A 17,080-nucleotide genomic window follows, 5' to 3' on the forward strand; every position below is an offset into this window, starting at 1 on the left:
TGCTTTGGCAGGCGGATAATTGGGCGGCAGCGATAGCACGGGCGGCGATCCGCCTCAACCAATGGCCCCGTCCGGCGCAAAAATCTCTTCCGGCTTCTCAATACCGCGCAGGACATGGATACCCAGCGACCGCATGGTCCGGCCCGAGCAGCCAGCAAAGGCGGTGGACACCACGACTGCGCTGTCCAACCCCTTGGCCACATCCAGCAGGCGGCTGGCCATGTTCACCGCCGGGCCGACCACGGTGAAATCCAGCCGACGCTTGCCGCCAATATTGCCGAACGCGACATGGCCCAGATGCAGCGACAGGCCGTAATCCAGCGCCGTCTGGCCGGCGGGCAGCGCCTGGTTCCATTCCGCCACTGCGGCCTGGAGCGTGGCAGCCGCCGCCAACGCATGGCCGCAGGCTTCACGCGGGTTCAGCATATCGGCGGGGAAGATCGCCAGCATGCCATCACCGATGAATTTCAGCACTTCGCCGCCATGGGCCTCCACCGCGTCCACAGCCAGATCGAACCAATAGTTCAGCCGGGCGACGACATCGCGGGAGACATTCTCCGACGTGAAGCGGGTGAAGTTGCGCAGGTCGCAGAACAGGACCGCGGCGAAGATATTTTCCGCATCACCGCGCTGAATCTGGCCGGCATAGACCCGGCCCCCCGCATTGTGCCCCAGATAGGTGTCCAGCAGGTCATGGGCGATGTTGCGCACCACCCGCGCTTCCAGGATGGGGGAAATGGCCGCGACGACATGGTGCAGATCGGCCAGATCCTCCTCGCTGAAGCGCGTAACGCGCTTGGCCGCAAAGGACATGGCGGCAGACCGGTGCCGGTCCTGCACCTGGATGGGGATGATGACGTAATCGGTAAAACCTTCCACCTGCAGCCGGCGCAGCAGCGGCATCTCCGTCTGTTCTGCCGCCAGATGGACGCGGAAGGACTGCCCCGTCAGATCAACCCGATGGACCGGGCTGTTAAGATATTCCGTCAGGTCTGTATCGACACGGTTCAACCGGTGGGCCTGGGATGTCTGCCCGCACAGCCAGACGCGCCCTTCCCCTACCACTTCGGGATGCAGCAGTTCCAGGTTCAGCGACACACGCCCGATGGGCAGGCCGGCAACCGCCACCCGGTCGATCACTTGGGAGAAGAGCGTGTCGATATCGGCCAGCCGGTTGCCTTCCAGCAGCAGCCAATCAACAATCGGGCGGATACGGGCAGAAATGGCCTGGGACAAGGCGGGAACACTCCGGCAACGGTCAGCCCAGTTTGGTGATCCAATCTGTTCCCTGCAAGATGGCTTATCGCGGGACAGGCCCCCACCTGAAAGGATAAGGGACGGGGGTCAGCTATTGCGGCCCGGCGGCGCCCACTGGGTCAGGAAGGCAGCGATCTTGGCGCTGTCATGGCCCTTTCCCTGATCGGCTGGCAATTCCAGATCACCCGTATTCTGGCTATGCAGCAGCGCGCCATTTGCATCCAGCACGAAAAGGTGGGGATATCCCGCCACCTTGGGATAGCGGGACAGAAAGGCCGTGTTCTGGTTGACCTTCTTGTCGTAATGCACTTTCAGCACCACGAAATTGCGGTCGCGCAACTGGCGCAGATTGGCTTCCTGCTCGAACTTGGCGTCCAGCAATTTGCACCAGATGCACCAGTCCCCGCCCACATCCACCAAAACACGGCGGTTGGATTTCTGGGCTTCCGCCAGCGCCGCCTGCAGGTCAACATCCGGATTGCGGGCCGGATCAAAGACCTGTGACCAGGCTGGCGCATTGGGATCCTTCACCGGCCCGGCCTGCACCGGGGCTGCCAGCAACAGGCCTGCCAGCGGCGCGGCAAAAAGAAGGCGGGCGAACGGGATGGTCATGCAAGTCCCCTGACGGCGGTTCAAAACTGGATCAGCCCTTCAGGCCGACGGTCAGATCACATGTGGTCGATCCCTGGCCGCGATTGAAGAAGCGGATGATCATGCCACCCGCGTCACGCACGGTCATCACCTCGGTCTGGCCGGGGCCTAAGGATAATTGGCGCCCCGTCGCCGCCAGGGTGCTTTCGGCGATGGAATATTCCAGGGTACAGCGCTTGTTGCCTTCATTATGGAAGGTGACATCGCCGGGACCGGGGATTTTGAACTCGAAGCTGCGACCCTTCTCGAAATCAACCCGGCCCTGGCAGGGGGTGTCGACCTGCACCTCGCAGCCATATTCACCCTGGGCCTGATCATTGCGCACAGCGGCTGGCTGGGCCAAGGCCGTAACGGGGGCCAGAAGGCAGAGGGCCAGGACGGTGCTGGCGATGGATTTGGTGGTCGGCATCGGCTTGTCGAAACTCCTGCACAGGCGCCGTGGCACAGCGCCGGGGGGCTTGTCTTCAATAGCGCCGCCAGGGCCATGGCGGCAAGGTCCACTACCCTGCCACGGATGAGACGTTTTTCCCCAGCGTGGCGTCATGCCAACGCCTGGGCCGGAAACAGGATATCGGGAGCCGCCAGTTGCGCCTGGGCGCCGATGAGCTGCAATTCCCGCTGCCCGCTCTCCTTCGTCGCTTTAAACACCGCATAGATGGCGGATGCGGCATGCGACAAGGCCGCCGCCCCATCGCGGCCGGTTTCCAGAAACTTGGCCAGGAACAAGGCCGCCACACAATCGCCGGCCCCATTGGGCATCGGGTCCAGCACCAGACGGGGGGTAGAGACGAGGAAGGCGCCTTCCGGCCCGTCCAGCAACAGCTCGATCCTATCCGGCGGGGCATCGGCCCGGGTCAGGCTGGTGACCAGCACCCATCGGGGGCCCAAGGCGCGGGCCGCTTTTGTCGCCGTCAGCGCGCTTTCCAGATCATGCACATGGCAACCGGTCAGATATTCCAGCTCAAACTGGTTGGGCGTGATGATATCGGCCAGTGCCAGCGCCTTATCGCGGAAAAATTCCGGAATGCCAGGGCGGACGAAAAAGCCACGCCCCACATCACCCATCACCGGATCGCAGCAATAAAGCGCCTCCGGATTGCCCTGCTTGGCCTGGGCCACGGCGGCCAGGACAACATCGCCCAAGGCGGCGTCTCCCATATAACCGGTCAGCACGGCATGCAGCCCGTCCATGGCACCGCGTTCCTCAATCCCCCGCAGCACATCGGCAATATGGTCCGGCGGGAACACCATGCCGGTCCAAACGCCATAGCCGGTATGATTGGAGAACTGCACCGTATTGACGGCAATCGCATCGAACCCCAACCGCTCCAGCGGGAAAATAGCCGCCCGGTTACCGACATGGCCAAACGCAACATGGGACTGGATGGAAAGGATGGTCTTCACGAGGACTGCACCTTTACTGGCATTCACGGGTTCCAGCTACGCCCATCCGTGGCGCCGCTTCAACCGCAAAAGCGTCTCCATGACAGGGATGGTGGACGCATGACCGGCACTTGACTAGGTTCACGCCTGCTTGTCCCTGCCCATCGAAGGCCGATCCCATGTCTGTCCGTCCTCGCCGTTCAGCACTTTACATGCCCGGTGCCAATCTCCGCGCGCTGGAGAAGGCCCGCGCCCTGGCGGCCGATGTGCTGATCCTGGACCTGGAAGATGCGGTGGCCCCCGACGCCAAGGAACTGGCGCGGACCCAGGTGGTGAATGCCATTGCGGCCGGCGGCTATGGCTACCGTGAACTGGTGGTCCGCACCAACGGGCTGGATACGCCCTGGGGCCATGCCGATCTTCAGGCCGCCGCCACCAGCGGCGCCCATGCTGTGCTGATTCCCAAGGTAGACAGCAGTGAGAGTGTGCGTATGGCCGACCGTGTGCTGCGTGCCTCCGGCGCGCCGGATAGCCTGCGCCTCTGGGTGATGATGGAAACGCCACGCGCCATGCTGAATGCCGCCGATATTGCCGGCGCCTGCCCCCGGCTGGAATGTCTGGTCATGGGCACATCGGACCTGACCAAGGATCTGGGTGCCCTGGTCACACGTGACCGCTTGCCCATGATCACCGGCCTGGGCCTGACCCTGCTGGCCGCCCGCGCCCATGGCTTGGCCGTGCTGGATGGCGTGCATGTCGATCTGGATGATGAAGCCGGCTTTGCCGATGCCTGCCGCCAGGGGCGCGAACTGGGCTTCGACGGCAAAACCCTGATCCACCCAAGGCAGTTGATTGCCGCCAATAGCGCCTTCGCGCCCGACGCAGACGAGGTTTCGCGCGCGCAACGCATCATCGCCGCCCATGCCGACGCCATGGCTGCCGGGCGGGGCATTACCGTTGTGGATGGCAGGCTGGTGGAAGCCCTGCATGTGGAAACGGCCCGCGCCACCGTCGCCCTGGCTGCCGCCATCGCCGCCCAGGCAGGCTGCCCCTATGCCGGCCTTCAACCACGCCGGGCATAGACATAGCTATAGGCAGTGGTGAAACCGAACCGCTGGTAAAGCGCCAGTGCCGGCACATTACCGCTGCCAACCTGCAGATAGGCCCGCGTGGCACCCGCCGTCGCCGCATGGGACAGAATCGCCCGAACCAGCCGGGCCCCATGCCCCTGCCCCCTGGCCTGGGGATGAGTCGCGACCTTGTAGAGACCCAGCCAGCCGCGATCGACGACTCCAAGACAGGCGGCCACCGGCTTTCCGTCCGACCATAGGGTGGCATAGGTGGCCGGGGCGACGATGGCGCCAAGGATGGCCCGCAGGGCTGGCATTTCCGCTTCCGGCACCGCAACCATGCTGCGGTAGGCTGTCAGCCATGCATCATCAGCAAAGGATTGCAGCCGGACAGAGGCATCCGGCGGCTGTGCAGAAGGTAGTTCTGCTACCAAAACAAGGCTCTCTTCCCGCAACCTATATCCGGCCTGGACCAGTTTTTCTGCCATATCGGGCGGGCATAGGGGCGTCAGCCGAAATTGCGGGGGCAGTCCGTGACGACGATATTCCGTTTCACACCAGCCGATGAAGCCCGGATCGACCGGGGGCGACGCTGTGATGGCGGTAACAGCGTTCGCCCGCCCGCTATGCCCGCCGCCAAAGCGTAAAACCCAGCCGCTATGGTGCAATTGTCGGGGTGCCGGCCATGCAGAAAGACAAAGGTCTTCAAGGCTTGCCGTCAGTTCCTGCGAACCCATTATCACTTCCCCGCCCGATGACAGACTAATTGCGAACTATTCGCACCTTATGGAGCCATCTTACATGAAGCATCTTAAAAGGGCATCGCAACGCACCCAAGATCGCAGGTGCGAAGCGTTGACGCAGGCATAAGGTTGGGCGTAATTGAACCCCAGCCAATTCTTGTGACAATTCCCGCCGCCGGCTTTGCTAGCGGGTGTCGTGGCCCCGGTCGGGCCATCGACATGGAAAAACCCCGGACAGCATCAAGGACGCGTGAGAGATGACCGATACGCCCGCGGCCAAGCGGCAACGGCCGCTATCCCCCCACCTGCAGGTCTATCGCCTGCCCCTGCCCGCTTTGACCTCCATCACCCATCGCATCACCGGTATCGGCCTCACTGTCGGTACGCTGTTGCTGGTCTGGTGGCTGGTGGCAGCGGCCGTGGGGCCGGAAGCCTACGCCACGGCCAGCGGCTTCATCGCCTCGCCCATCGGGCTGATCCTGATGTTCGGCTGGACGGCGGCCCTCTGGTTCCATTTTTTCAATGGTATCCGTCACCTGGTCTGGGACGGCGTCAAGGGCCTGACCTTGCCGCAAGCCTATAGCAGCTCCAACCTGGTCATCGGCGCCGCCATCGGCGCCACCGTGGTGACCTGGGTGCTGGCCTTCGCGCTCTGATTGGGGAAACCGAGAGATGGCTAATTCCACCAACAGCTTCCGCACGCCGCTGGGCCGCGCCCGTGGCCTCGGTTCTGCCAAGCATGGCGCCCATCACTGGCTGGCCTACCGTGTCGGTGCCGCCGGTCTGGCCGTGCTGACCATCCTGTTCATCGCCCTGGTGCTGAGCCTGATCGGCGCCAGCCACGAGGATGTGGTGCTGACCTTCCAGAAGCCCTACCCGGTGATCGTCACGATCCTGTTCCTGGGTTTCACCTTCCATCATGCCGCATACGGTATGCAGGAAGTCTTCGAGGACTATATCCATGGCAAGCTGGCAAAGCTGGCCGCCATCGCGCTGACCAAGGGTCTGGCGCTGGTGCTGTTCCTCCTGTCGGCCTTTGCCGTCCTCAAGATCGCTTTCGGAGCCTGATAACATGGCGACCGCCTACAAGATCATCGATCACGAATATGATGTCGTCGTCGTCGGCGCCGGTGGCGCTGGCCTGCGCGCCACGTTCGGCATGGCCGAAAAGGGGCTGAAGACGGCCTGCATCACCAAGGTGTTCCCCACCCGCTCCCACACCGTGGCAGCGCAGGGCGGTATCTCCGCCGCCCTGGGCAATATGGGTGACGACGACTGGCGCTACCACATGTACGACACCGTGAAGGGGTCGGACTGGCTGGGCGACCAGGACGCGATTGAGTACATGGTGCGCGAGGCCATCCCCGCCATCATCGAGCTGGAACATCAGGGCGTGCCCTTCAGCCGCACGGCCGAAGGCAAGATTTATCAGCGCGCCTTCGGCGGCATGACCACCGAATATGGCAAGGGTCAGGCTTACCGCACCTGTGCGGCCGCCGACCGTACCGGCCACGCCATGCTGCATACGCTGTATCAGCAGAGCCTGCGCCATAACGCTGAGTTCTTTGTAGAATATTTCGCCCTCGACCTGTTGATGGACGAGGAAGGCGCCTGCCGCGGCGTGCTGGCCTGGAACCTGGATGATGGCACCATCCATCGTTTCCGCGGCCACCAGACCGTGCTGGCCACCGGCGGCTATGGCCGCGCCTACTTCTCCGCCACCTCGGCCCATACCTGCACCGGCGACGGTGGCGGCATGGTGCTGCGCGCCGGCCTGCCCCTGCAGGACATGGAGTTCGTGCAGTTCCACCCGACTGGTATCTACGGCTCCGGCTGTCTGATCACCGAGGGTGCGCGCGGCGAAGGCGGCTATCTGACCAACTCCGAAGGCGAACGCTTCATGGAGCGTTATGCCCCCTCGGCCAAGGATCTCGCCTCGCGCGACGTGGTCAGCCGTTCGATGACCATCGAAATCCGCGAAGGTCGCGGCGTTGGCCCGAACAAGGACCATATCCATCTGCATCTGGAGCATCTGGCGCCGGAAGTCATCCATGCCCGCCTGCCGGGCATCGCTGAATCGGCCCGTATCTTCGCCGGTGTGGATGTGACGAAGGAGCCGATCCCGGTTCTGCCGACCGTCCATTACAATATGGGCGGCATCCCGACCAATTATCGCGGCGAAGTCATCCGCCCGACCGCCGACAATCCCGACCAGGTGGTGCCGGGCCTGATGGCCATTGGTGAAGCGGCCTGCGTGTCGGTGCATGGCGCCAACCGCCTGGGTTCCAACTCCCTGCTCGATCTGGTGGTGTTCGGCCGCTCGGCCGCCATCCGCGCCGCCGAGATCGTGACCAAGGGCGCCCCGCACAAGACCATCTCCAACGACAGCACCGACAAGGCGCTGGCCCGTCTGGATAAGGCCCGCTTTGCCAAGGGCGGCACCCGCGTGGCGCATCTGCGCCTGGAAATGCAGAAGATCATGCAGAATAACTGCGCCGTCTTCCGCACCGGCGATGTGCTGGACGAGGGTGTGGAGCATATGCGCGCGGTTTGGGCCAAGCGCCCGGACATCGCGGTCAGCGACAGCTCCATGATCTGGAACAGCGATCTGGTGGAAGCGCTGGAACTGGACAATCTGATGTACCAGGCCGTCGCGACCATCAATTCCGCCGCCAACCGCACCGAATCCCGTGGCGCCCATGCCCGCGAGGATTACAGCGAGCGTGACGACGTCAACTGGATGAAGCACACGACCGTCTGGGTGGATGAAAGTGGCAAGCCGACCATCGGCGACCGCCCCGTCCATCTCTACACTTTGACCAACGAAGTTGAAGTGTTCCCGCCGAAGAAGCGCGTGTACTGATCCCGCGACGTTTGAGAAGGCCTTCGACCCATGGCTGAATTTTCCCTCCCCGCCAATTCCAAGGTCAAGCCCGGCAAGACGGTTCGCTCTGCCGGGACTGACGCCAAGCGCACGCGCAAGTTCCGCATCTATCGCTATGATCCGGACTCGGGCGAGAACCCGCGTGAGGATATTTACGAGATCGATCTGGACAAGTGCGGCCCGATGGTTCTCGACGCGCTGATCCACATCAAGAACGATGTGGACAGCACGCTGACCTTCCGCCGGTCCTGCCGTGAAGGCATCTGCGGTTCCTGCGCCATGAATATTGATGGTCGCAATACGCTGGCGTGCCTGAAGGCGATCGACGAAGTGAAGGGCGACGTCAAGATCTACCCGCTGCCGCACCAGCCGGTGGTGAAGGATCTGGTGCCGGACCTGAACCAGAACTATGCCCAGCTCGCCTCCATCAAGCCCTGGCTGCAGACGCAGTCGACGGCCCCCTCGCGCGAACGGCTGCAAAGCCCGGAAGAGCGGGAGAAGCTGGACGGGCTGTATGAGTGCATCCTGTGCTTCTGCTGCACCACCTCCTGCCCCAGCTATTGGTGGAATGGTGACCGGTATCTGGGCCCGGCGGTTCTGCTGCAGGCCTATCGCTTCATCGCCGACAGCCGCGATGAAATGACGGGTGAGCGTTTGGATGCGCTGGAAGACCCCTTCCGTCTCTATCGCTGCCACACGATCATGAACTGCACCCAGACCTGCCCGAAAGGTCTGAACCCGGCCAAGGCAATTGCCGAAATCAAGAAGCTGATGGCCGCCCGCGCGGCCTAAAGCGACCTGATCAGGGTGTGAACTAAGAAGGCCGCCGGATCGCTCTGGCGGCCTTTTTCATTCCTGACCCCGAATTATTTATCGCTTACCCTGGCACCACCTGGATCAGCACGCCGCTATCCACCGTACAGCGGATGCTGCGCCGCTCGGGTGCATCAAAATTTTCCCGGCGAAGCACCAAGGTAAAGCCCTGGGTTACGGTCTGCACCGTACCATTGGTCACCAGATCGGGCAGTTCATAGGCAATGCGGTAATGGTCGCCATAGGTGCGCTCCACTTCCCGACGGCAATGGTCCGTGGCCGTACGTGGACGGGCGTAACGACCATCATCCTTGTCATCATTGACATTGATGGAGCAGGCGGACAGGACACCAGCCCCGACAACCATACCAAGCCCCACCAGCAGCATACGCGCGATCTTTGACATGAAAGCCCCCGTCTTATCGTTGATAGGGGCAATCGTAGAGGCAGCCAGGGTGCCACTCAATCGGGGTTACGTGGGCGTAACGCTTTGATTTAAAGCTGATAACCAGCGTAAGTCCGGTGACGGAACTGTAACGGTGGCGTGTCAGGCTACACTGTCGGGTTTACCCTCGCCTTCCGGGTGGATCTGATGCTTCATGATCACCGGCACCTGCGCCATGGAGAAGAGCAGCGACAGCGGCATGATGCCGAACACCTTGAAATTGACCCAGATTTCGGTGTCGAAGCTGCGCCAGACAATCTCGTTCACCACGGCCAGGAACAAGAAGAACCAGGCCCAGCGCACGGTCAGGATACGCCATCCCTCCTCCCGCAGTTCCAGGGCCGCCCCAAGGACCACCTTCAACAGGTTCCGCTTGAGGAACAGGCCGACAAACAGCGTGGCGGACAGCAGCAGATTGACCACGGTTGGCTTGATCTTGATGAACAGCTCATCATTCAGCCACAGGGTCAGGCCACCGAAGACCAGCACAAAAAAACAGCCGACCAGCGGCATCACCGGCAGGCGACGCTCCAGCATCCAGTTGACGATCAGCGCCACCGTGGTGGCAGCCATGAAGACGCCCGTACCGGCCATCAGGCCAGCGCGGGCGTTGACGATGAAGAAGAGGGCCAGCGGCCCCGCTTCCAAAGCCAGTCGAAGCAGCGGGTTCATGACAGCAGCATTTACAGCCTGCGCTGCCAGCTTGCCAGGGGTGAGTTAAGGGACTGCGGTAAAAGTTCGCTTTCCACCGGCCCTGCAAAGGATTAAATGCCAGATGATCGCCAGCCTTCGGGCCGGTCCTCGCAGCGGAACGATGGTATGGAATGATCCGCGCTTATCACATGATCGAAGGACGCAACCAGCCGCTGGATGGCGAACTGGTGCCCGAACAGCTTCGCCACGCCCAATGGATCGACCTGAACGCCCCCAGCGCCGCGGAGCGGCAATTGGTGGAGCGTACCTTCGCCATGGAATTGCCCACCCGCGAGGAGATGCGGGAGATCGAGCTTTCCAGCCGGGTCTATCGCGACGAGGGCGGCGCCTTCATGACCGCCACCGTCCTGTGCCGGGCCGATGCGCCGGTGCCGGAAACCATGGATATCACCTTCGTCCTGACCGCAGACACGCTGATCACCCTGCGCTTTGATGATCCCAAGCCCTTCTATGGCTTCCATCATCAGGTCAGCCGGCAGGGCGTGAAGCTGGAAAGCGGGGCGTCCGCCTTTCTCTATCTGCTGGACGCCATCCTGGACCGGATTGCCGACGTGCTGGAGGGTGTGGGCAAAGACGTGAATGCAGTGGCGCGCGAACTGCTGATTGAGGGGCATGAAGGCCATCTCGGCTCCGACATGCAGCACCAGTTGCTGAAGCGCATCGCACGCGCCCATGATCTGACCGCCAAGGCCCGGGAAAGCCTTGTCACGCTGAAGCGCATCCTGGCTTTCAATGCGACATTGAAAGAGATTGCCGGCGACAAGAACCTGCGGGCGCGGCTGAAGACATTGGGCCAGGATGCCCAGTCGCTGGCTGATTACACGGCCTTCCTGTCCAGCAACATCGCCTTCCAGCTTGATGCGCTGCTGGGTGTGGTGGGGATCGAGCAGAATAATATCGTCAAGATATTCTCCGTTGCCGCCGTGGTCTTCCTGCCGCCGACCCTGGTGGCCAGCATTTACGGAATGAATTTCCACAATATGCCGGAACTGGACTGGCCGTTCGGCTATCCACTGGCCCTATTGTTGATGGTGGTTTCCGTTATCGTGCCTTACCTCTATTTCAAAAGACGTGGCTGGCTTTGATTGGTAAGCGCGCGTTCTCCGCTTTCGCCTTTGCCCTGATGATCTGCTGCACGGGCTCCGCCCGCGCGGCGACGCCAGTGGACGTGGAACTGCTGCTGATGGTCGATGTTTCCGGTTCCATCGACGGGGAAGAGGCGAAGTTGCAGCGCCAGGGCTATGTCGCCGCCCTGACCAGCGGCGCCCTGCGGGAAGCGGTTCGCGCCGGTGGGCTGGGTCGCGTCGCCATGGCCTATGTCGAATGGGCGGACAGCACCCACCAGCGTCTGGTGGCGGACTGGACATTGCTGGATGACGAAAACAGCCTGAACATTTTCGCCACCCGCATCGCTGCAGCACCGATTGAGACGGGGCGCTGGACGGCACTGGGCAGTGCCATTGATTTCGGCGTGGCGCAGTTCACAACCAGCCCCTTCAAAGGCGAAAGACGGGTCATCGATATTTCCGGCGACGGATACAGCAATCAGGGCCATGCGCCCGGTGATGCCCGCGATAAGGCGGTTGCTGCGGGGATCACCATCAACGGTCTGCCCATCGTGAATGATCAGCCCAATCCCATGGGGGGCCTGCCACCAGTCGATCTGGACCGCTATTACCAGGATCACGTGATCGGCGGCCCCGGCGCCTTCATTCTGACCGCTGATGGGCTGGATCGTTTCGGTCAGGCAATCATGGCAAAGATGGTGAAGGAGATTGCAGCCCTGCCCTCTCGCGCCGACCAGCAGATGGCATCCCTGCCGCATTCGCCGATCAAGACCTTGACGTTCGATAGAGGGGATGGTGTGCCCTAGGCCAATCGGGCGATTGCGCAAGTGGAATGGAAATTAGCGCACGAAGCCTCAAAATGTCCTCGGCCCGCCAAGTCGGGGCGCGTATCTCGGCATTTCCCCCAAGGACCAGTATAATGGACGCCCATTCCCGCCAGTTGCTCTACCATCTGCCCTACCTGCGCCGCTATGCCCGCGCGCTGACCTCTGACGCGATGACGGGCGACGAGCTGGTGGCAGAGGCAATGCCCATCGCCCTGGAAGATCCGATCAGCCATGGGCTGGAAACCCCCAGCCGCCTGCGCCTCTATGCCCTGCTGAACCGGCTGTGCGGGGAGGATTGCCGCCAGACCACGGATCTGGTCGGCCGCCATCCGATTGAACGCGCCCTCGCCACCCTGCCGGAGCGCAACCGCCGGCTTTATCTTCTGGTCAGCCTGGAAGAGCTGACGATGGCCGAAGCGGCGGATGTGCTGGGCCTGGGGCTGGAGGAAGCCCATGCCGCCATGGCCGAGGCGCAGAAGGGCCTGGGCAGCGCGCTGGTCGCCCACATCATGATTGTGGAAGATGATGCCATCATCGCCTGCGACCTGGCCGAAACCGTTCGCCAGATGGGCCATGTCGTGTGCGGGACGGCAGCGACGATGGAAGCGGCCCTGAACACAGCCGCCGACAACCAGCCCACGCTGGCTTTGATGGATTTGCGTCTGGCCGGCGGCGATAGCGGCATCACCACCGCACAGCGCCTGCGCCAGCAAAGCACCCTGCCCATTATTTTCGTCACTGCCTTCGGCGACGAATTGTCGCGCCGGGGGCTGGCCCACCTGGGACCGGTGATCCGCAAGCCCTTCACCCGCGAGCAGATTGAACGGGCCATCACGCAGGCTGTCTTCACACCTGCGGAAACAAAGCTCGCCGCCCTGGCCGCGCTGGCTGACAAAGCCGGCTGAGATGGGTATATGTTGGGTATTCGCAACACTCTGCCGCAACCGCGATGACCGCCAACGTTTCTATTGCGGAACGGGCCGTCCGGGTCCAATGATGCGGCCTGTATATGGACCCTTGAGGCGGGGGTCCGGATGGTGGTCTGATCCATGAATCGTCGGGATTTGCTTCGTTTTGCGTTTGGCGTGCCCCTGCTGGCCCCTTCGGTGGCCATAACGCTGGCCCCACCCGTGATGGCAGGCCAGGAAGTGGCCCAGGCCCGCCCGCCGGCGAAGAAAGCCCGCCCCCCCAAACTGGTGATGATTGATCCCGGTCACGGGGGCCATGACCCCGGCGCCATCGGCCGTTATCACAACACGTTTGAAAAGGACGTGGTGCTGGACATTTCCAAGGAAATGGCCCGGCTGATCGGTCGCAATGCCGGCACCAATGTCGTGCTGACCCGCGACAGCGACACCTTTATCGAACTGCCCCAACGTCGGCAGATGGCCCGTCAGGCCAAAGCCGACCTGTTCATTTCCATCCATGCCGATAGTGCCCCCAACCGCAACGCGCGGGGCCTCTCCGCCTACACGCTGGCCGAAAAGGCGAGCGATGATTTCGCCGCCGCCATCGCCAAGCAGGAAAATCTGGCCGGCGGGCTGGGGCTTGATATGGGCGACCTGGATGAGAATGTCGCAGCGATCCTGGTGGATCTGGCGGCGCGCCACACCCGCACCGCCGCCCTCCATGCCAAGCAAAGCATCATCAGCGGTGCCGGCAAGGATATACGCTTGCTGGATAACCCGATGCGTGCCGCCAATTTCGCCGTTCTCAAAGCGCCCGAAGTGCCGTCGCTGCTGATCGAAACCGGCTTCCTTTCCAACAAGCAGGATGAGCAATTGCTCCGCGACTCCTCGGCACGAAAGCGTATCGCCGGCATCCTGGCACGGGAACTGTCAGCGGTGCTGGCAGCCGCCCCCTTCGCCTGACCTGCTCTACAAGCCCGGTTGTGACCACATTTAACGGATATGATGCTGGCACCTTGCACGTTAGTGGTGTGAGCGGCGGCAGGAGGCAAAAATCATGGTGAGTGTGCGCCATCAGGCGCCCGTCAGCGGCGCCGGCAAAACCGGCGAAACTGTCCGTAACAGCCATTCCTGGATTGGCATGGCATTTCTGGCTGTTGTGGCCGTGATGCCCCTGACTGGGTGCGCCACGCCGAATGATGGGGCGGCCGCCCTGGAAAGCGGCCCGAAGGTTCCCGACAATGTGCTGACCCGTGCGGTGGAAGCCCAATGGGCTACCGTGCCCGGCCTTAATGACCGGCTGGACGTGACCGTTCGCGATGGCCGGGCCCTGCTGACCGGTCGCGCCGGCAATGCCGATGAGCGGGTGGAGGCTGTCCGTCTTGCCTGGCAGGTCAATGGTGTGCGCGAAGTCATCAACGAAATCGGCTTTGGTGACGAGTCGAGCCTGTCCGACAAGGCGGCCGATGCCTGGATCACAACCCAGCTCCGCACCAAACTGCTGACCGACGCGGAAATCACCTCGCGCAATTTCACCATCGAAACGGTAAACCAGACCGTCTATCTGATGGGCCGCGCCCGCTCTGCCCAAGAGCTGGAGCGTGTCCGCAACCATGCCCGCACTATTTCTCGCGTCCGCCAGGTGGTGAGCCATGTCGTCGTGCCGAACTGATACCGGCGCCTGTTCCACGGCATGGGAAGGCGCGCGCCAGTGGTTTGGCGCGCTGCTATTTCTGTGTGTCCTGACACTGGCTGGTACGGTCCAGGCGCAAGCCCAGGCCGGCGACCAGAACGCGCAGGCCAATCGCCAGTTCGTGATGGCGATGCAGGCCATTTCCAAGGCCGATCAATCCTATGATCAGGCCGAGCAGACCAAGCTGCTGACGGAAGCTGACCGGCTGCTGAACGATATCATCACCCGCCTGCCGGAAAGCACGCTGGCGGTGCAACTGGTGACCAACCAGTTCATCGGTGATTTCGACTATGTCGAATTCAAGCGCCGGCTGCGCGGGATGGTCTGTACCGATCCCAAATCCAATGCCTGTTTGCTGCACCGGATCGAAGGGCTGGTCGCACCGGTCGAATATCCCATCGCCGCGCCGCGCTGGGACTGGCTGTCGCTGGCGGTTGCCCATTACCATATCGGTGACCGTGAGCGGGTCCATCCGATTGTGGCCCCCTTCGTCCAGGCCTTGCGCACAGGCGGCGTGAAAAGCGATGTCAGCGCCGACCTGTTTGTTGGCCGCACACTGGCACTGACGGGTGAAGTGGATCTGGCCCTTCAAATTACCCGTGGCTTCGCGGATTGCTCCACCCGCATCTACAACCTGTCGGACATTGTTGAAGCATTGACCTGGCAGGGCGACATGTCGCGCGCGGCGGCCGTGGCAGAGGAGGCGACGGAATTTGCCCGTACCAAGGGCTGTGCCTGGGAATTGGGGCTGGTCGCACAATCGCTGCTGCGCGTGGGTCTGGAAGCCCGGGCGCGCACCCTGTTTCTGAACACGGTTGAAGAGCAGTTCAGCCGCTTCAAGGATCGTCGTGGCAATTGCTGCCCGCCGGAACTGGCTGTAGCGGCTGGCGACCTGGGGGATACCAATCTGGCCTTGGGCCTGCTGCGTACCGTGCAGGAAGAAAGCCCCTGGACCATTCCCCAGGTGCTGGGCCGGCTGGAAGCACGGGGGGAGCGTACCCTGACCCTGACCTATGCCGACCAGCTTCAGGATGTTGACCTGAAGGCGGAAACCTATGTGGAACTGATAAACGGCGCCTTGAAATCCAAGGACAAGGCCCATGCCACCCTGTTATCAACCCGGCTGGACAAGGTGGTGACCGACATGCGGTCCCCCATCGTGCTGATGCAGCGGGCACGGGCTGACAAGTTGCTTTATGATGATCAACGCTGGCGCAACAGCTTCCAAAACGCAATCGGCGAGGCCGAGCGCGGGACCGGCCAGCGCCGCGATCTTGCCGTGCCCCTGCTGGCGGCCCTGGTCGAAATTGAGACCGGGCATGCGATGCTCGAATAAGAGCAGCTACAGACCCTTGGCGGGGTCTTCCAGGCGATGAAGCCGGGCCATGGCCGCCTGGGCAATCCGCACCATCAAGGTCTTGCGACGGGCGCCAGGTAAGGGGGCCACCGGACCATTCCGCAGGATTTCCGCGCCGAAAGCATCGGCGACGATCAGGCCGCATTCCGCCGGGATCAGTTCCTGTGGGAAATCATCGCTGACTGCGAAATAGAAGCAGTCACAAAATTCCAGGTAATCCTGCCATTTATGGTCAGCCCGGAAATCCGCGACGCTGCTTTTGACCTCGACAATCGTCACCTCTCCCTTGTCGGAGAGGCACAGCAAATCAGCCCGCCGCCCATTGGCGAGACAGAATTCCACGATCCCCTGTTGACCGCGTTCCGCCATCATCCGGCGCACGCCACGGGTGATCGCCGCTGCCCTGTCCGATGCAGGGCGCGGTAAGACCGTACGCACAAGCGCCGCCGCTCCGCCACTCATCGTCATGGCAGGTGGGGATAGGTCGCCCTCCCCTGTCAGGGCAATCTCCGGTTCTGCCATCCGCTGCACCACCATCACCCTCTCCCGACCCTATATAAGGGATGCATGATCAGTACAGATCATGAACAACCCGAGAGGGGCAAGGCAAGTGATAATGGCCCCACCAGTCCCGGCGGACCGGAACCGGTGGGAAGATCAGGCAGGTATCGGGATCAGAGCCTGACGATAAGGACCGACTGGCCGCCGATGCTGGACGGACGGACGGACGGGGTCAGACCGGCCAGTTCCAGCAAGGCGCGCACCCCTTCCACCACATCCGTCGGACGGGTCAGGGTAATGCGGGGATCGCGATGGCCCAGTGTACGACACCGGCCAACAGCGGCCAGAATCTGTTCCGCCAGCGCTTCAGCCCCGTAATGGGATTGCATCTGCGGCGGCGGTATGGGCATCGAGGCCGACTGGGAAAGCATATCGGTGGGCATCAGGCCGGCCACCACGCCATTTGCCGGATTATGGGCTCCGGTCGCCACTGCGGGATACATGCAAGGTCCCTGGGTTCGAATGGCTGACGACTTCGCCGCCAGCAGAACGAATATTGACAGAGAAAATGTCAAAATGACGTTACCGATTTTTTGCACGATTGCGCGCCACATATGCACAATTTGCATGCATTGTGGTCTGCGACCGGGCACATTCAAAACCACATGGTTAAAACCTGATCCGGCCAGAAGGCTGAGACAAATGTCATAGGCGGCGGTTGCCTTATTGAATGGTTAAGCTATTCCTGTTTAGGCTCTTCGCATTGC

20 protein-coding genes are annotated in these 17,080 nt (G+C 62.3%); 11 read left to right on the top strand and 9 right to left on the bottom strand.

Going from position 1 to position 17,080, the window contains the following annotated elements:
* Nucleotides 1–54: 54 nt before the first annotated feature.
* The 4 genes from G473_RS0120020 to pdxY all read right to left on the bottom strand — a co-directional run bounded on the left by G473_RS0120020 (nt 55) and on the right by pdxY (nt 3,312).
* A complete protein-coding gene (locus G473_RS0120020) occupies nt 55–1,236 on the bottom strand; it encodes an adenylate/guanylate cyclase domain-containing protein (RefSeq protein ID WP_051330513.1) in 1,182 nt (393 codons plus the stop codon).
* A 108-nt stretch (nt 1,237–1,344) separates the two neighbouring features.
* Complete coding sequence (locus G473_RS28055) at nt 1,345–1,869, bottom strand: thioredoxin family protein (RefSeq protein ID WP_051330514.1); 525 nt, start codon at nt 1,867–1,869, stop codon at nt 1,345–1,347.
* A gap of 31 nt (nt 1,870–1,900) precedes the next feature.
* Nucleotides 1,901–2,317, bottom strand: coding sequence for a hypothetical protein (locus tag G473_RS0120030; RefSeq protein ID WP_029014563.1), 417 nt, complete (start codon nt 2,315–2,317; stop codon nt 1,901–1,903).
* Between the two features lie 131 nt (nt 2,318–2,448).
* The gene (gene pdxY, locus G473_RS0120035; RefSeq protein ID WP_029014564.1) at nt 2,449–3,312 is read right to left on the bottom strand and encodes a pyridoxal kinase PdxY; all 864 of its coding nucleotides are present in this window, start codon (nt 3,310–3,312) and stop codon (nt 2,449–2,451) included.
* Between the two features lie 158 nt (nt 3,313–3,470).
* Here pdxY and G473_RS28060 point away from each other — a divergent pair, with 158 nt between their 5' ends.
* Nucleotides 3,471–4,373, top strand: coding sequence for an HpcH/HpaI aldolase/citrate lyase family protein (locus G473_RS28060; protein ID WP_035708444.1), 903 nt, complete (start codon nt 3,471–3,473; stop codon nt 4,371–4,373).
* On the opposite strand, the gene G473_RS0120045 is transcribed toward G473_RS28060, so the two are convergent.
* Nucleotides 4,355–5,098: a GNAT family N-acetyltransferase gene (locus G473_RS0120045; protein ID WP_035708448.1), complete on the bottom strand. Its 744-nt coding sequence runs from the start codon at nt 5,096–5,098 to the stop codon at nt 4,355–4,357. The two genes, G473_RS28060 and G473_RS0120045, sit on opposite strands and share 19 nt — an antisense overlap.
* Nucleotides 5,099–5,361: 263 nt before the next feature.
* On the opposite strand from G473_RS0120045, the gene sdhC reads away from it, so the two are divergent.
* From sdhC to G473_RS0120065, 4 genes are read left to right on the top strand one after another with little or no spacing between them, the layout of a single operon-like run.
* Nucleotides 5,362–5,760, top strand: a complete 399-nt coding sequence (gene sdhC, locus G473_RS0120050; RefSeq protein ID WP_029014566.1) for a succinate dehydrogenase, cytochrome b556 subunit — start codon at nt 5,362–5,364, stop codon at nt 5,758–5,760.
* Nucleotides 5,761–5,776: 16 nt separating this feature from the next.
* The gene (gene sdhD, locus G473_RS0120055) at nt 5,777–6,172 is read left to right on the top strand and encodes a succinate dehydrogenase, hydrophobic membrane anchor protein (protein ID WP_029014567.1); all 396 of its coding nucleotides are present in this window, start codon (nt 5,777–5,779) and stop codon (nt 6,170–6,172) included.
* Between the two features lie 4 nt (nt 6,173–6,176).
* Nucleotides 6,177–7,967, top strand: a complete 1,791-nt coding sequence (gene sdhA, locus G473_RS0120060; protein WP_029014568.1) for a succinate dehydrogenase flavoprotein subunit — start codon at nt 6,177–6,179, stop codon at nt 7,965–7,967.
* Between the two features lie 30 nt (nt 7,968–7,997).
* Nucleotides 7,998–8,780: a succinate dehydrogenase iron-sulfur subunit gene (locus G473_RS0120065; RefSeq protein ID WP_029014569.1), complete on the top strand. Its 783-nt coding sequence runs from the start codon at nt 7,998–8,000 to the stop codon at nt 8,778–8,780.
* Nucleotides 8,781–8,865: 85 nt separating this feature from the next.
* On the opposite strand, the gene G473_RS0120070 is transcribed toward G473_RS0120065, so the two are convergent.
* Both G473_RS0120070 and G473_RS0120075 read right to left on the bottom strand, forming a co-directional pair.
* Nucleotides 8,866–9,207: a hypothetical protein gene (locus G473_RS0120070; RefSeq protein WP_154667493.1), complete on the bottom strand. Its 342-nt coding sequence runs from the start codon at nt 9,205–9,207 to the stop codon at nt 8,866–8,868.
* Nucleotides 9,208–9,348: 141 nt separating this feature from the next.
* Nucleotides 9,349–9,918: a septation protein A gene (locus tag G473_RS0120075; RefSeq protein ID WP_035708453.1), complete on the bottom strand. Its 570-nt coding sequence runs from the start codon at nt 9,916–9,918 to the stop codon at nt 9,349–9,351.
* 152 nt (nt 9,919–10,070) lie between these two features.
* Between G473_RS0120075 and G473_RS0120080 the strand changes: the two genes are divergently transcribed.
* The 6 genes from G473_RS0120080 to G473_RS28075 all read left to right on the top strand — a co-directional run bounded on the left by G473_RS0120080 (nt 10,071) and on the right by G473_RS28075 (nt 15,791).
* A complete protein-coding gene (locus G473_RS0120080) occupies nt 10,071–11,045 on the top strand; it encodes a magnesium transporter CorA family protein (protein WP_029014572.1) in 975 nt (324 codons plus the stop codon).
* Nucleotides 11,042–11,833, top strand: a complete 792-nt coding sequence (locus G473_RS28065) for a DUF1194 domain-containing protein (RefSeq protein ID WP_245580200.1) — start codon at nt 11,042–11,044, stop codon at nt 11,831–11,833. The genes G473_RS0120080 and G473_RS28065 overlap by 4 nt, the downstream gene beginning before the upstream one ends.
* A 113-nt stretch (nt 11,834–11,946) precedes the next feature.
* A complete protein-coding gene (locus tag G473_RS28070) occupies nt 11,947–12,759 on the top strand; it encodes a PhyR family response regulator anti-anti-sigma factor (protein ID WP_035708456.1) in 813 nt (270 codons plus the stop codon).
* Between the two features lie 144 nt (nt 12,760–12,903).
* Nucleotides 12,904–13,725 carry an N-acetylmuramoyl-L-alanine amidase family protein gene (locus G473_RS0120095; protein WP_029014573.1) on the top strand — a complete coding sequence of 274 codons (822 nt, stop codon included), beginning with the start codon at nt 12,904–12,906 and terminating at the stop codon, nt 13,723–13,725.
* Between the two features lie 94 nt (nt 13,726–13,819).
* Nucleotides 13,820–14,434, top strand: coding sequence for a BON domain-containing protein (locus G473_RS0120100; protein WP_051330516.1), 615 nt, complete (start codon nt 13,820–13,822; stop codon nt 14,432–14,434).
* Entirely contained in the window at nt 14,415–15,791 is a 1,377-nt protein-coding gene (locus tag G473_RS28075) for a hypothetical protein (RefSeq protein WP_245580202.1), read from the top strand. The genes G473_RS0120100 and G473_RS28075 overlap by 20 nt, the downstream gene beginning before the upstream one ends.
* Before the next feature lie 6 nt (nt 15,792–15,797).
* On the opposite strand, the gene G473_RS0120110 is transcribed toward G473_RS28075, so the two are convergent.
* Nucleotides 15,798–16,349: an MmcB family DNA repair protein gene (locus G473_RS0120110; RefSeq protein ID WP_245580204.1), complete on the bottom strand. Its 552-nt coding sequence runs from the start codon at nt 16,347–16,349 to the stop codon at nt 15,798–15,800.
* A 137-nt stretch (nt 16,350–16,486) separates the two neighbouring features.
* A complete protein-coding gene (locus G473_RS0120115; protein WP_029014576.1) occupies nt 16,487–16,816 on the bottom strand; it encodes a hypothetical protein in 330 nt (109 codons plus the stop codon).
* Nucleotides 16,817–17,080: the final 264 nt, after the last annotated feature.

Origin of the sequence: Niveispirillum irakense DSM 11586, assembly GCF_000429645.1 — a bacterium.
Classification (GTDB): Bacteria; Pseudomonadota; Alphaproteobacteria; order Azospirillales; family Azospirillaceae; genus Niveispirillum; species Niveispirillum irakense.